Annotated in this window: 15 protein-coding genes and 1 other RNA gene; 14 read left to right on the top strand and 2 right to left on the bottom strand. The window is 28.7% G+C overall.

What is annotated here, in order from left to right:
• The first annotated feature begins 4 nt into the window (after nucleotides 1-4).
• The 8 genes from smpB to DWV06_RS02160 all read left to right on the top strand — a co-directional run bounded on the left by smpB (nucleotide 5) and on the right by DWV06_RS02160 (nucleotide 6,985).
• On the top strand, nucleotides 5-469 hold the full coding sequence (gene smpB, locus DWV06_RS02195; RefSeq protein WP_115480555.1) for an SsrA-binding protein SmpB: 465 nt from the start codon (nucleotides 5-7) through the stop codon (nucleotides 467-469).
• A gap of 73 nt (nucleotides 470-542) precedes the next feature.
• Nucleotides 543-890: a transfer-messenger RNA gene (gene ssrA / locus DWV06_RS02190) on the top strand.
• A 274-nt stretch (nucleotides 891-1,164) separates the two neighbouring features.
• Entirely contained in the window at nucleotides 1,165-1,782 is a 618-nt protein-coding gene (locus tag DWV06_RS02185; protein WP_115480554.1) for a LysE/ArgO family amino acid transporter, read from the top strand.
• A gap of 39 nt (nucleotides 1,783-1,821) precedes the next feature.
• Entirely contained in the window at nucleotides 1,822-2,574 is a 753-nt protein-coding gene (locus DWV06_RS02180; protein WP_115480553.1) for an AAA family ATPase, read from the top strand.
• A 346-nt stretch (nucleotides 2,575-2,920) separates the two neighbouring features.
• Nucleotides 2,921-3,976 (top strand): RICIN domain-containing protein, encoded by a 1,056-nt coding sequence (locus DWV06_RS02175; RefSeq protein ID WP_162300551.1) that lies wholly within the window; start codon nucleotides 2,921-2,923, stop codon nucleotides 3,974-3,976.
• A gap of 124 nt (nucleotides 3,977-4,100) precedes the next feature.
• Nucleotides 4,101-4,592 (top strand): DUF4825 domain-containing protein, encoded by a 492-nt coding sequence (locus tag DWV06_RS02170; protein ID WP_115480551.1) that lies wholly within the window; start codon nucleotides 4,101-4,103, stop codon nucleotides 4,590-4,592.
• A 479-nt stretch (nucleotides 4,593-5,071) separates the two neighbouring features.
• On the top strand, nucleotides 5,072-6,013 hold the full coding sequence (locus DWV06_RS02165) for a papain-like cysteine protease family protein (RefSeq protein ID WP_115480550.1): 942 nt from the start codon (nucleotides 5,072-5,074) through the stop codon (nucleotides 6,011-6,013).
• Nucleotides 6,014-6,043: 30 nt separating this feature from the next.
• Nucleotides 6,044-6,985 (top strand): hypothetical protein, encoded by a 942-nt coding sequence (locus DWV06_RS02160; RefSeq protein WP_115480549.1) that lies wholly within the window; start codon nucleotides 6,044-6,046, stop codon nucleotides 6,983-6,985.
• Between the two features lie 13 nt (nucleotides 6,986-6,998).
• On the opposite strand, the gene DWV06_RS02155 is transcribed toward DWV06_RS02160, so the two are convergent.
• Entirely contained in the window at nucleotides 6,999-7,688 is a 690-nt protein-coding gene (locus tag DWV06_RS02155; protein ID WP_115480548.1) for a 4'-phosphopantetheinyl transferase family protein, read from the bottom strand.
• Between the two features lie 216 nt (nucleotides 7,689-7,904).
• Between DWV06_RS02155 and DWV06_RS02150 the strand changes: the two genes are divergently transcribed.
• From DWV06_RS02150 to DWV06_RS02140, 3 genes are all read left to right on the top strand, one after another.
• Nucleotides 7,905-8,165 carry a GlsB/YeaQ/YmgE family stress response membrane protein gene (locus DWV06_RS02150; protein WP_115480547.1) on the top strand — a complete coding sequence of 87 codons (261 nt, stop codon included), beginning with the start codon at nucleotides 7,905-7,907 and terminating at the stop codon, nucleotides 8,163-8,165.
• Between the two features lie 119 nt (nucleotides 8,166-8,284).
• A complete protein-coding gene (locus DWV06_RS02145) occupies nucleotides 8,285-9,475 on the top strand; it encodes a glycosyltransferase (RefSeq protein ID WP_115480546.1) in 1,191 nt (396 codons plus the stop codon).
• 170 nt (nucleotides 9,476-9,645) lie between these two features.
• On the top strand, nucleotides 9,646-10,551 hold the full coding sequence (locus DWV06_RS02140) for an ATP-grasp fold amidoligase family protein (RefSeq protein WP_162300550.1): 906 nt from the start codon (nucleotides 9,646-9,648) through the stop codon (nucleotides 10,549-10,551).
• Nucleotides 10,552-10,642: 91 nt separating this feature from the next.
• Here the strand turns inward: DWV06_RS02140 and DWV06_RS02135 are convergent, their stop codons facing one another.
• A complete protein-coding gene (locus tag DWV06_RS02135; RefSeq protein ID WP_115480544.1) occupies nucleotides 10,643-11,665 on the bottom strand; it encodes a glycosyltransferase in 1,023 nt (340 codons plus the stop codon).
• Nucleotides 11,666-11,938: 273 nt separating this feature from the next.
• Here DWV06_RS02135 and DWV06_RS02130 point away from each other — a divergent pair, with 273 nt between their 5' ends.
• The 3 genes from DWV06_RS02130 (at nucleotide 11,939) to DWV06_RS02120 (ending at nucleotide 13,947) form a co-directional block, all read left to right on the top strand.
• A complete protein-coding gene (locus tag DWV06_RS02130) occupies nucleotides 11,939-12,499 on the top strand; it encodes a hypothetical protein (RefSeq protein ID WP_115480543.1) in 561 nt (186 codons plus the stop codon).
• Nucleotides 12,500-12,516: 17 nt separating this feature from the next.
• On the top strand, nucleotides 12,517-13,197 hold the full coding sequence (locus DWV06_RS02125) for a response regulator transcription factor (protein ID WP_115480542.1): 681 nt from the start codon (nucleotides 12,517-12,519) through the stop codon (nucleotides 13,195-13,197).
• Nucleotides 13,198-13,275: 78 nt separating this feature from the next.
• Nucleotides 13,276-13,947: a hypothetical protein gene (locus DWV06_RS02120; protein WP_115480541.1), complete on the top strand. Its 672-nt coding sequence runs from the start codon at nucleotides 13,276-13,278 to the stop codon at nucleotides 13,945-13,947.
• The last annotated feature ends 28 nt before the right edge of the window (nucleotides 13,948-13,975 follow it).

Here is a 13,975-nt window from a genome sequence, read left to right as displayed (position 1 = left end):
GAATATGGCGAAGGATAGTATTAAATTAGTTGCGAATAATAAAAAGGCCAGACATGATTATTTTATTGAGGATACCTTTGAAGCAGGAGTTTCTCTTCATGGCACAGAAGTGAAATCGCTAAGAATGGGTAAGTGCAGCATTAAAGAGTCTTATGTAAGAATTGAGAATAATGAAATGATTATTTACGGTCTTCACATCAGTCCTTACGAAAAAGGAAATATTTTCAATAAAGATCCATTAAGACCAAAAAAATTACTTTTGCATCGATTTGAAATCAATAAAATTGCAGGAAAACTTGCTACGCAGGGATATACGATTGTACCTTTACAAGTGTATTTTAAAGGAAGTCTTGTTAAAATAGAAATTGCTCTGGCAAAAGGTAAGAAACTTTACGACAAACGACAGGATATTGCAAAGAAGGACCAAAAGAGAGAGGCGGAAAGAGATTTCAAAATTAAAAATCTTTAAAAAATTATCTTGACTTTTCTTTGTCCGTCTCTTATAATTATCTTCACGAGTGTACCACTGATATATAATATTAGGGGTTGTACTGGTTTCGACGGGGATTTTGCAATTACGGAAGCCATTCGCGGGCCCAGACCGCGTCAGTAAATGGGAAAATAAATATAAACGCAGAAGATAATTTAGCGTACGCTGCCTAGTGGCAGCAGTCGGCCTTAAGTCACTCGCTGCTTAAGAGTCCGGCTTCGAACTTGCGAGGCACTTTATTTTCAAAGCTTTGAGGAAATAAAAGAACTGATGAAGCTACTGAAACTTAAAGCCTGTCATTAGGCGTTAAGTAGAGGGAATGATAAAATAATGACTGTAATGGGAGATGCTGTAATGAATGGATTTTCGGACAGGGGTTCGATTCCCCTCAGCTCCATTTGAGTTAGAGGAAAATATCAAAGTGTAGAAGTGCTTGAAACCACTGTAATACAAGGGTTCAGGCATTTTTTGATTGATTCAACTTCGAGATGTAAAAAGATCAAAATAAATCGTTATGCGTTATGGCTATTAACTTTAGCACATTGCCAGAAATGTTTCTCTATAAATACTGATTATAGAGAATATTATTTTAAACTTTATGAAGAATTAGGATTAAATAGCATCTCATTTTTAAATGAATATAAAAATAAATTTTTAATATAGGTGGTGTAAAATTGAAACTTACATATTTTTTACAAGGTTTTTTATTTGGTATAGCATATGTTGCACCAATAGGAATGCAAAATGCATATGTTATTGATACAGCTATTCATAAAAGTAGAAGCATTACTTTAAAAACAGCTCTAATTACTATTTTTTTTGATATTACATTAGCATTAGCATGTTTTTTTGGAGTTGGCTTTTTCCTGGAAAAATCTATACTTTTAAAAAATATTATACTTGCTTTAGGTTCTATTTCTGTTATATATATAGGGATATCACTAATTAAATCTGTTCCTGATGACTTAAATGAAACCCAAATAAATGAATCTATTTCAAAAATAATAATACAATGTTTAATTGTAACATGGTTTAATCCACAAGCTATAATTGATGGGACTCTGCTACTAGGAGGAATACGGGCAACATTAGTTAATAATATCTCAAACTTTTTTATATTTGGAACAGCTCTTGCATCTACTGCATGGTTTTTATCACTTTCAACAATTGTTTCTTTTAATAAAAATAGATTTAATAAAAAGATATTAAGAATTATAAATTTAATATGTGGTACTATTATATTATTATATGGAGTGAAGTTAGCATATAGCTTATTTAAACAATTTTTTTAAAAAACAATATTTTACGATATATGTATGAGGGGATATGGGATGAATGACAGATTTTTGAAACAGATTAATATAGATTGGGAAAAAATTGAGTGTGGTAATTATTTACGAGAAATTTCGTCTTTGAATAGTGTTGATACAGTTTCATTTGATAGCAATATTACATTTTTTGTTGGTGAAAATGGAACTGGAAAATCTACTTTATTGGAAGGCATAGCAGTAGCTTATGGATTTAACCCAGAAGGTGGAAATAAAAATTACAATTTTTCAACATATGACTCACATTCTGGGTTGCATGATGCTATTTCGCTGGTAAGAGGTGTGAAAAGACCTAAAAGTAGTTATTTTTTAAGAGCTGAAAGTTTTTATAATGTAGCAAGTAAAGCAGAAGATTATCGTGGTGGTGATTCAATTGAGGCATTTTATGAAAGATATGGTGGTAAATCTTTGCATCAACAATCTCATGGAGAAAGTTTTTTAGCATTAATTCAAGGGAATTTTAATGAGCAGGGCTTTTATATTTTAGATGAACCTGAAGCTGCATTATCACCTCAAAGACAATTAACTTTATTGATTGAAATGGATCGATTAGCAAAGAAAGGAGCTCAATTTATTGTTGCGAGTCATTCGCCAATATTATTGGGAATACCTGATGCAATCCTATTATCTTTCGATAATGGAAAAATACATCCGTGTCAGTATGTAGATACAGAAAGTTATCAAGTGATGGAGATGTTTATAAATAATAGAGAATATTTTCTCAGTCATTTATTATCGAAGGATTATATAAATTAAATACGAAAAGAAATATTTGTATAAAGTGTTCATGACACAAATTAGCTGAACGCATAGGGGCTGTTGTTAAACTAACGAATATTGTTAGTGCTTCTACAGTCTTACTTCTATATATAAAAATCTAAACTAGAAAAAAAATTATACTTTATGACGAATCAGAAGGAAAATATTTAATATCGTACAATTCTAATGTCGATAATAAGAAGTTGTAAAAACTGAGATACTGTTTTATTATATTTTATGGAAAATTATATTAAATTAATAAAATAGAAGGAGGAGACATATAAGGGGAAAGAGACAAGATATGGGTAAGTACATAAAAAAATTAATAATGGAGGAATTTATAGTGAAAAGATTTAAAATTTTTTTTATACTATTAGTATCAACACTTTTATTTTCAAGTATGTCAGTTTTTGCATCAGAAGGTAACAATGAATTTTCTTCTAATAAGCAATATAAAATAATAAATGAAAATACAGGTCTTTGTCTAGATTCAAATGATTTTGAGCCATATTTTTATCCTGTAAATGGAATTTATCCTAATATTTATTGTTTAAAATCTAAATATGTGTCTAAAGAATCTCAAAAATGGAGGTTGGAATCCCAATCTGATGGTTCTTACTACATAGTGAATGAAGGAAATAAGAAATTTATTAATAATGCTGGTGTACTATCTAATGGATATGATTATATCTACGGGAATTCTACAGGTTCTTTAAAATTTAAATTAGAAAAGCAAAAAGATGGAACATATTTAATAGCTAAGAGTATGGATCAAACGGTGCTTGGATATACAAATGTGTTGCATGATAATAAACAGACAAAATATATTAAATTTCTGAATAGGAATTATGGAAGTGGAACAGAGTTAAAATGGAAGATAGAATCAGTTTCTGGTTTTGAAGAGGAATTTAATGATAATTCACTAGTAGAAAACCTTTATTTGGGTGGTTATAAGTGGGATATACAAAATGGTGTAGCAAGAGGCACAGTTAGTAACGGAAAACCCAATATTTATTATTATAGTAATGTAAATATGAATGGTTCTTATTCTGATTTTGAATTTGCAACAAGAATGAAACTGTTCAATACAGATATATATATGTATTTAAGAGGTAATACGATTAAATTAACGGAGGCAACATTTTCTAATGGTAATAAAGGTCTTTTAATAGAAACAGCAAATGGACAATATTTAACGGATGAGATTAGAGATTTTAATGATTCTAATAACTTTTTTAAACTAGCTGTAAAAGTTATAGGCAAAAAGATGGACGTAATTGTAAATGATAAAGTTGTTAAAAGCATAGACAATGTTCCTCTTGGAACAGGGGATATTCGTATGATTCCTGTTTTAAAACATGATGGATTTATAGAGATTGATTATATTCATATATATTAAAAGAATATGTAAAAAATACTTACTACCATATTAAAATATATGGTAGTATTTTAAGTTCAACTAAATATTTTGAATTTTACAATTATTATGTTACAATAAAAAAATATAAACGAAGGAGGATGAAATGCGAAAAATAAGTAAAGTATTAGTTTTTGTATCAATAGCATTTATTTTGACAGGATGTTCTAAGGAGAAAGAAAAAAATGATACAAACATTCCGGAAACGATAAAAGAAATTTATGAAGCCAAGAATCCACATATTGGTGATAATAGTGCTGATAGCAAATTGGTAGAGTTATTGATGAATTACTATAAAATTAATGATAAATATACAATTGAGTTAATAACGGATAAAAGACCATATATTTTAATTTTACATTTCGATTCTGAACCGGATAAAATTAAAATGTTGGACATATCATCATGTTTATTAGCTTTAGTTGATAATTGTAATGAAGTTAGATGGGATTATGAAAAGAATAAAGAGTTAAACACTGAATACGTTAAAGTTAAAGAAAGCGATGTAAATAAAAATTTAGATATGAAAAGTGTTAAAGAGTATAGTCAGTCTCTAGAGAAATTTAATTTATTATTAGAAAAATTAGAAGATAATTAACTATATTAATTTACATATAAGCTATAAAAAAATAAGGGAAGCCCCGAGTTTTTCAACTCGGGACTGTGTAAAGTATGTATAGTCATATAATGACTATGTGCATTATTAGTATACATTAAAATGTTAATTATGTAAAGGGAAAAATAAAATTTATTTTATAAATAATTTTAAAAATCTTATTGTGCTTTGAGTAATAAAAAGTTGATTAGTAATAACTAAATGTTTATTATTAATCAACTTTCTTTTTGTCTTTTCGGTCTGCATTTTTGAATTGGCACTGATATTAAGGGTGGTTTGCAAAAAATATCTGAATTCATAAAATATTAAGTATTCATGTATTGCACATACAATTATGTAACCCTATACTTAATATAATATTAACTGTAAACTTTTAATTCTATGTAAGATAAGAAAGTAGGTGAACTATAAAGAAAAGCAGATAACTTTGTTAACAGATTATAAGGATGAAGAGGTGCAAAATGAAGAAAGATATATTAATAAAAATAGTTTTATCTATGTTGGTGTGTTCTCTTATTACACCTTTAACAGCTAATGCTGCTGAAATTAATAAAACAGATTATCAAGAAAACAGGAATGTTATAATCGATAGCAATTCAGAAAACTCAAAAGTAATATGTAATGAATGTAATGGATTAAAAAACCCCGCAATAGATAATCTTAAATCAATACCTGGGAAATGGATACAAGCATCCGATGGGAGATGGTGGTACAAACATAATGATGGCACTTATACCACAAATGGCTGGGAATATATTGATGGTAAATGGTATTATTTTAATGCGGAAGGATGGATGAAAACTGGCTGGGTTAAAGTGAAAAATGAATGGTATTATTTAGAAAGTAACGGAGCAATGCGATTGACAGATTTATTCCAAAATGGCAGTACATATACTTTTTCAACTTCAGGCTCTCTTAATTCTACGATTTTAGGAGTTGAGCGTCAACGGCAGGAAAAAGATAATTGGTGTTGGGCAGCATCTGCAGTGATGGTAGGCAGATATGACCTACCGGCAGAGAAACAGACAGTGAATCAAACTAAAGTAGTATTAGAGGTAAAAGGAGAGGTTGTAAATGAAGGAGGATCAGGGGAAGAAGAAGCAAGAGGTATCAATATTTCTTCACGAAACACGAAAAATGCAACAGCAATAAATTCTGCGCTATCTTTTAATGACATATTGAATACAATAGATAACAGGCATCCTTTTATAGTTAGAATGAAATGGAATTCTGGTGGTGGACATGCTATTGTATGTGGTGGCTATAGAATCTCTGATAATAATATTTGGATAACTGATCCATGGGACCAAACAGCAAGTCAATATTATTCTTATAGTGGTATGACTCAGGGAATGACGATTGCTACAGGTACTGGAAGATATACAGGTTCTGTAACTTACTAAATACCAATTCATTGAAAGAAGGGACAAATAGTGAAGAAAAAATTATGCAGTATAATCGGCTTAACAGTAATAACCTTTTTTATAACGGCATTCATGTCAAAGCCCGTATATGCTTATTCAATAGAAACTTTAAATGATAGTTCGGATTTTCATGAAATAAAAAAAATGGAAGACGAAATAATGAAAAATGCAAGGGGTTTTTTCGCTGATGAAGCAGAGAATATAGATTTTACAGTAGATTATTCTCATGCTGTAAAAATATATGTAGATACTAATATTTTTGAAAATAATACAATAACACAAGATATTGTAAGTAATACAATTAAACAGGCTGTATATATTTGGGAAATACCGGTTAAAGTTGCAGAAGATGAATATGTAATTTGTACAGTAAGTCGAAAACCCCCAATAGAAAATGAGGTAAAGCAAGAATTATTAAATAATGGTACTTATACAGAGGAAGAAATACAGGAAGCAGAAGCAAAAGTTGGACAATGGATGATAGCGGCTTCCTCTTATGATAAAACAAAGAAGGATTATATAAGTGAGATAGAAAAGGTATTAGGAGAGTCTTTTAATAAAGAAGATAAGAAACATCTCTATCTTCTAGGTGGAACACCTAATATGAGAATGCCATTTGGCTTGTTAGAATCAAATCAAAAGTATAGCATTATGACACTGGATTTAATAAAACCAGATACAGATTCAAGTTCTAATGCGCGTAATTTGAAGGAAGATTTACAGACCAATACAATATACAATTTTATTAAAGTGAAAAAATGGGTTTCTAATTTGCCACCAGAAAATGCAGGAGATAGTGGATATGCAAAACAGATAACAAAAAAATACTTTGCTATTCAAGATACAAAATCATCAAAAATTCCTATAATAATGGGATTAGTGCTTATGATAATTGTAGTAATCATAATCTTTTTATATCTTAAACAAAAATTAATACATAGCAAAAGGTAATTTTTAAATAGTTTTAATAGATAGAATTAAAAAAATGATTTGAGAAGTCATCAATAGTAAAAAAATGAGGCTTCTCAATTTGTTTATCTAAAAAGCAAATTGAGAGAATAGCATTAGGTAGTGGTTTTAAGAAAAAGCGACAGTTTTGTTTTGTATTACCTTCAAACACAGAAATGTTTTCTTTATCTATTTGGATTGAAAAAGAATCTAATGGAATACTTAACCCTTTTCCTTTGAATTTTATGTAACTTTCTTTTAAAGTCCATAATTTATAGAAAGATTCTTTTCGGAGTAGATCTGGTTGATTTTTTAGATATTGGTTCTCTATCTCTGTAAAAAAATGTTCTGCAATGTCTTCATCAACATGAGAAATTTTCTCTACATCAATACCAACTTCATAATCAGAAACTGCACATGCGATCCAATTACCTGAATGGGAAGCATTAAAATGTATATTTGGAAACATTAAAAATGGTTTTCCATAATCATTTTGATAAAAATGTAAGTGTGAATTCGGAATATCTATTTTTTGATTAACAGCATATCTAACAAGAAGATCAGCTAATAGAGATCTTTCCATATCAGCATAATTTCTATACTTCATAATTCGCTTCTTTTTTTCTTCCGATATAAAATTATATAAAAATACATACTCATTCGTATCAAGTAGTCTGTTTCGTTCTATCACATAAATCTTTAACATTTAGGTCTCCTTTAATCTGTAATTGAAATTATATTTATATTAACCGATTGCGGATAGTGTTTCAACTCTATTTCTTATATAATTATGTTATTTGTTAGTTTGAACTAATAACCTGAATTTGATATAACAAATAGTACTAATATATAGAACGAATTTATTCCTAACATCTGCATATAATATAAAGCGTATTATATTAAACTTATAGAGGTGTTTATTATGGGAATTATAAGTTGGATTATTATTGGAGCATTAGCTGGTTGGCTTGCTAGTATAATCACTGGAAATAATAAAAATATGGGGGCAGGTAAAAATATACTTGTTGGAATTGTAGGAGCATTTATTGGAGGTTTTTTATTAAATCTGGTTGGAGGTATTGGAATAACTGGATTTAATCTTTGGAGCCTTTTTGTATCCGTGATTGGATCTGTGATTTTATTAGTAATCATTAATGCACTAACAAACAAAAGTAAGATTTAATAGTAAAAGAGAGTTTCAGATGAGGCTCTCTTTTTTAAGCTTAACAATTAATGATTTTTTTGTTATAATATAGCGATAAGTGTAAAATTTGTAAAATACTAAATGCAAAAGGGGATATTATGAAAGAAAAGATTAAGATTCTATTTGTAATTTATTATTTAGGAAGCGGTGGTGCTGAAAAAGCATTAATAAATCTGCTTGATATGATAGATTACGAACGATACCAAGTTGATGTTTTGTTATTTAAACAGGAAGGTCTATATTTAGATCAATTGAATCCTAAAGCAAATTTACTACCAATTATTCCTGAGTTTGAAAAAATAGACTCCAATAAAAAGTATATAAAATGGGCTTTAAAGAATGGAAAGCCTATTAGTGCTTTAAAAAAAGTTTATTATTTTTATTGTTGGAAAAAAGGAAAAAATATTGACAGACAAGAATGGGAATTATGTTGGAGTAAAATACCGTCTCTCAAAAAAGAGTATGATGTTGCTGTAGGTTATATGCAGGGACTACCAATACGCTATGTTGCAGGAATTGTTAAAGCTAAAGTTAAATTTGGCTGGATTCATAGTGAATATGAAAAGATTTCTAAAAATATTAATTTTGATCGATATTTTTTTCAAAGGTTAAATTATATTATTAGTGTATCAGATAAGTGTACCAATAGTATTTGTAAGTGTCTTCCTGAGTTTAAAGATAAAACATTTACGTTACTGAATTTGATGTCTTCAAAATTAATTAATGAGAAAGCAAACGTAGGAGAAGGGGATACAGACAAATTTGATGGAATTAGATTATTATCTATTGGCAGATTAGAAAAAGTTAAGGGATATGAAATGGCAATCGAAGCATGTAGTATTCTAAAACAAAAGGGACATAAAATACGATGGAATGTTATAGGGATTGGAGGACTGAAGAATGAACTATTAACTCTTATCCGTCAGTTTAACATAGAAGATTGCTTTATTTTAATTGGAGAAAGAAGTAATCCATATCCATTTATAAAACAAGCGGATATTTATGTGCAGACATCTCTATTTGAAGGGAAATCAGTAGCAATTGATGAAGCTAAAATATTACGAAAAGCAATATGTGTAACAAATTTTAATTCCGTATATGATCAACTTGAACATGAAAAAACTGCAGAAATCGTAGAGAAAAACCCACAAGCAATCGCAGCAGGTATAGAAAAACTTATAAAAAATCCAGATTATAGAGAATTATTAAGTCAAAATCTTGCAATGGAAAGAGATAATTCGAACGAAGAATTGTTGAAACATTATGAATTGTTTGAAAGAGATTTGTAATGATTTTTATATTTCAAATTTATATGGATAAACCATTAATTATTTTTGACAAAATGTGGAAAAGTAGATAGAATAGTAGAGGTATGTCTAATATGAATATAAAAAAGGAGAAAATAATAAATTAAATTAAGAAGAAAAATTACTTATTGAAGAAAAGGATGGAATATGTTATGGGGTGTATTAATATAAGTGAATTAAGAAATGACTTTAGGTATTTTCGTAGAAAACTAGAGAGAAAGATAGCTCCAATTGCTACTTTAAAATATGATTTTAACAAATGCATGAAAAAAGATTTAGGAAAATTAGATTTAAGTAATGTAAGATCGTTTTCAGAAAAGATTAATTGGATAAAAGTATATGATAATAATCCGTTGTATGTAGAATGTACTGATAAATACAAAGTGAGAAATTATGTGAAAAAATGTGGTTTAGAAGAAATTTTAAACGATTTATATGAAGTTTATGACTGTGTAGATGAAATCAATTTAGATAAATTGCCGGATAAATTTGTTTTAAAAGCAAACCATGGGTGCGGCTGGAATATTATTTGTTCAGACAAAAAACAACTTGATTGGAGTTTGGCAAAAAAGAAATTAAAAAAGTGGATGAAAATGGATTATTATAATGTACAAGGTGAAAAATGGTATAGTCAAATTCAAAGAAAAATAGTATGTGAACAATATCTAGAAGACAAGAAATATAAAGATTTAAAAGATTATAAAATTTTTTGTTTTCATGGAAAACCGCATGTTATTCAGGTAGATATTGATCGATATATTGGACATAAAAGAAATTTTTATGATACAGATTGGAATCTAAGAGATATTTATTGTGAACATGATAAATATGAACCAGGGGTAGAACGCCCTAAGAAATTAGAACAGATGCTGGAATATGCACATATTTTATCAGAACCATTTATTTTGGCACGTGTAGATTTTTATGTAGTAAATGATAAAATCTATTTTGGAGAAATAACATTTGCACCAGGAAGTGGTGTAGTACCTTTTGAACCTGTAGACTTTTTATATGAAATGGGAAATTTGATGCATTTACCTGAAATAAAAACTACATAAAGTATAAGATATTTTTATAAAAAACTGTTACAATCGTATCTAAAGTTTGATTGTAACAGTTTTTATGTAAAAACTTCAAGTTGCCCAAAGTTTAAGATTTAATAAAAAGCTGTAATACACTTTCAATAAGTATTTCAGGAGCCAGGTGGTTATTGTAATAGGTAATATTTAAATCTGACATTTTTTTTCTTAATGAAGGATAATTAAGGAGTTGTTCAATAGCTTTTACACATGTCTTACTATCATGAAAGCTTAAATAATTCTCGTTTTCATTAAATTTACCAGGAAGTTCATATAAAAGGGGTTCTGAAACAATTGCTTTTCCTGCTGCAACATATTCAGCAAACTTCCATCCAATAGAATCGTATAACCCTGTTGTAGTCACGCAAATTGTAGAAGACTGTACCAAATTTAAATAATTGTTCTTTTTAGTAATGTTCTGGTCTAATATAAGTTCAGGGCATAATTTTTGGGCTAATGGAGAATTAATAAAACCACATATCATAGGAGTATCTTTAAAGGTGGAGCGAAGTGCCTGAACGCAGTTGATTCGCATTGTATTTTCAATATCATGATTATCCCAAAGTCTTGTTATAAATAAAATTTGTTCTTTGTCAGGAGGATTTTTAGCTAATAGCTCAAAGCGGTTTTTGTAAAAATTAGAATAAGAAACATTTGTTTTCGGGATATAGCGTACTAATTTTTTTAAGGAGTCTTTCAGGGGCAGCCGCCCCCATCCGGGTTTATTCAACGGATTATCTTTGCAAGTGACGTAATAATTTAATCCTAGAGGATATATTTTACTTTGATTTCTTAAATCGGTGTGGTAAGAACTACGAAAACTTCTTTTAAAATAATAATCTAAGTTATCAAGACAGTTATCAAAGTCTTCCAATGAAGCAATGTTGTAGCCATCGTCGGTATCAATAATAATACGTTTATCGCCTAGTAGTATTTCCAAAATATTTTTGTTATTATGAAACTCATTGAGAAGTTCTGGCTTATATTGATAACGAAGAGTATAATCATATTTGTCTTTATTTAGAATAAAACCTGTAATTATCTGAGACGAATGTTCAGAATTGTAATACGGATAATTTATCTTAATGATCATGGAAAATTTCTCCTTTTTGTAATATTAGTTAATGTACAGTATAGTATAACCTAGGATAAATGTAAATTGAAATAAAATGATTATATAATATTTTAAAAAAAGTGCAATACATAGTATGGTAAACTGTCAGAAAATATGTTAATATTTTAAATTATTAATTAAATAGTATGAAAAAAATCGTGCTAATAAATTAATTTGAATAACTATAGATATGGATAAATTAAGAAGTATTTGTTAAAATAGTATAAGGATGCAAAGGATGCGGTAGTTATTATGAAAAAACAAGAATATGAAATAAATGGATTTATTTTTAAAACAGAAAGGGAAGCAAGACTTGCAAAAAAAGAAGTTGAGGGAATTCATTATGTTAAAAGTAAAGTAGATTTAAATAATCCGGATACAGTATTAGAGTTATATCGTAAAGTAATTGAACAAGAACTTTTTCAAACCCCTGTTGGTATTAGTTTTTTAAAAGAAATGCAAGAGTATCTTGAAGCTGAACCTTATATTCGTACAAGTGAAATTCCTCCTATTCCTATTCGTCAAGAAGTGATTATAGAAGAAACCTTATCAGAAAAAATAGGAAAGAAGAAATTAAAATTAAATAAAATATATGAAATAAATTATAAAAAACGTTATTTTTATTCAGTTACGCTAAATGTTATATTAGTTTTTGCTTTAGTTGCAATGTTTTTTATTATTAATACAAGTGGAAATGTAAATATAATAAATTATGAAAACCGTTTAGTAGATAAATATGAAGAATGGGTTCAAGAACTGGAACAACGGGAAAAGGCTATTGAATTGAGAGAAAAAGAATTAGGTATTAAGTGAAGGAGGTTATGATAGATATGGAAAAATTAAGAGTACTTGTAGTAGATGACGAAAGCCGAATGCGTAAACTTGTTAAAGATTTTTTAGTGAAGAATAACTATGATGTCATAGAGGCAGCGGATGGTGTAGAAGCTCTTGATATATTTTTTGAAATTAAAGATATAGCACTTATTATTTTAGATATTATGATGGCTAAAATGGATGGGTTTCAAGTTTGTAAGGAAATTAGGGAATATTCCAAAGTGCCGATAATTATGTTGACAGCCAAGGGAGACGAAAGGGATGAACTTTTAGGATTTGAGCTGGGAGTTGATGAATATATTTCAAAGCCATTTAGTCCTAAAATACTTGTTGCACGAGTGGAAGCTCTTTTAAGAAGAAGTAACGCTATACAAACGGAAGAAGTGACGGAAATAGGAGGAATTGAAATTGATAAAGTTGCTCATATTGTAATGGTAGATGGTGAACGTGTGGAGCTTAGCTATAAGGAATTTGAATTATTAGGTTATTTTATAGAAAATACTGGGATTGCGTTATCAAGAGAAAAAATTTTGAATAATGTTTGGAATTATGATTATTTTGGGGATGCCAGAACGATAGATACTCATGTTAAAAAATTAAGGAACAAGCTGGGTAATAAAGGAGAATATATAAAAACTATATGGGGAATGGGATATAAATTTGAAGTAGAATCTTAAAAATAGCTACATTGACCAGATAATGAGTACATGATAAAATAATAATATAAGAGTATAAAAAGTACAAGGAGAATCTATATGAAAAAATTCGGAGTAGTACTAATTATAATGAATATGTTTTTAACAGGTTGCGCGTCAACATACAATTTAACGGAAAAACAAAGTGATATTATTTCTACATATGCAGCTCAGGTAGTTTTGAAACATGATAAAAATTATGACGATACATTAGTAAATGTTCCTGAGAATTCAGAAAGTAATAAGAATACACAAGAAGACAAGACTGAAGTAAAAGAGAATATACAAGATAATAAAGAAGGTGTTAAAACTGAAGAAGAAAAAATATCACTATCAAAAGCATTAGGAATGCAGGACATTCAAATTGATTATGTAAATTATGAGTTAAATAGAACCTATGCAGAAGAAAATGCATTGGCAAAAAGCTCATCCGGAAAAAAAAGTCTGTTAATTATGCATTTTAATTTAAAAAATATCACTTCTGAGGAAAAATTATGTGATATTTTATCTTTAAATCCTGAATTTCATGTTATTATTAATAAAGATTATACAATTAAGGTTCAACCGTCTATTTTATTATCAGATCTTGGGACATATAAGCAGTCAATAGGCACAGGAGAAACAAAAGGAGCTGTATTAATCTCAGAGGCAGAAACAAAGAAATTTGAGAATATTAAATCATTAGAGTTGAAAGTAACAATTAAAGGAACGACATTTTATGTCAAATTATAAGCAATATTGGATTTTTTAAGTAAAAATT

The sequence above is a fragment of the Anaerosacchariphilus polymeriproducens genome, from assembly GCF_003363435.1.
GTDB lineage: Bacteria > Bacillota > Clostridia > Lachnospirales > Lachnospiraceae > Anaerosacchariphilus > Anaerosacchariphilus polymeriproducens.
This window is presented reverse-complemented; position numbering and strand designations above follow the sequence as displayed.

What these genes read in the sequence shown, in the direction of transcription:
- smpB (WP_115480555.1), top strand. Translation starts at nt 5, where the DNA reads ATGGCGAAGGATAGTATTAAATTAGTTGCGAATAATAAAAAGGCCAGA.
- DWV06_RS02180 (WP_115480553.1), top strand. Translation starts at nt 1,822, where the DNA reads ATGAATGACAGATTTTTGAAACAGATTAATATAGATTGGGAAAAAATT.
- DWV06_RS02170 (WP_115480551.1), top strand. Translation starts at nt 4,101, where the DNA reads ATGCGAAAAATAAGTAAAGTATTAGTTTTTGTATCAATAGCATTTATT.
- DWV06_RS02165 (WP_115480550.1), top strand. Translation starts at nt 5,072, where the DNA reads ATGAAGAAAGATATATTAATAAAAATAGTTTTATCTATGTTGGTGTGT.
- DWV06_RS02155 (WP_115480548.1), bottom strand. Translation starts at nt 7,688, where the DNA reads ATGTTAAAGATTTATGTGATAGAACGAAACAGACTACTTGATACGAAT.
- DWV06_RS02150 (WP_115480547.1), top strand. Translation starts at nt 7,905, where the DNA reads ATGGGAATTATAAGTTGGATTATTATTGGAGCATTAGCTGGTTGGCTT.
- DWV06_RS02145 (WP_115480546.1), top strand. Translation starts at nt 8,285, where the DNA reads ATGAAAGAAAAGATTAAGATTCTATTTGTAATTTATTATTTAGGAAGC.
- DWV06_RS02140 (WP_162300550.1), top strand. Translation starts at nt 9,646, where the DNA reads ATGGGGTGTATTAATATAAGTGAATTAAGAAATGACTTTAGGTATTTT.
- DWV06_RS02135 (WP_115480544.1), bottom strand. Translation starts at nt 11,665, where the DNA reads ATGATCATTAAGATAAATTATCCGTATTACAATTCTGAACATTCGTCT.
- DWV06_RS02130 (WP_115480543.1), top strand. Translation starts at nt 11,939, where the DNA reads ATGAAAAAACAAGAATATGAAATAAATGGATTTATTTTTAAAACAGAA.
- DWV06_RS02125 (WP_115480542.1), top strand. Translation starts at nt 12,517, where the DNA reads ATGGAAAAATTAAGAGTACTTGTAGTAGATGACGAAAGCCGAATGCGT.
- DWV06_RS02120 (WP_115480541.1), top strand. Translation starts at nt 13,276, where the DNA reads ATGAAAAAATTCGGAGTAGTACTAATTATAATGAATATGTTTTTAACA.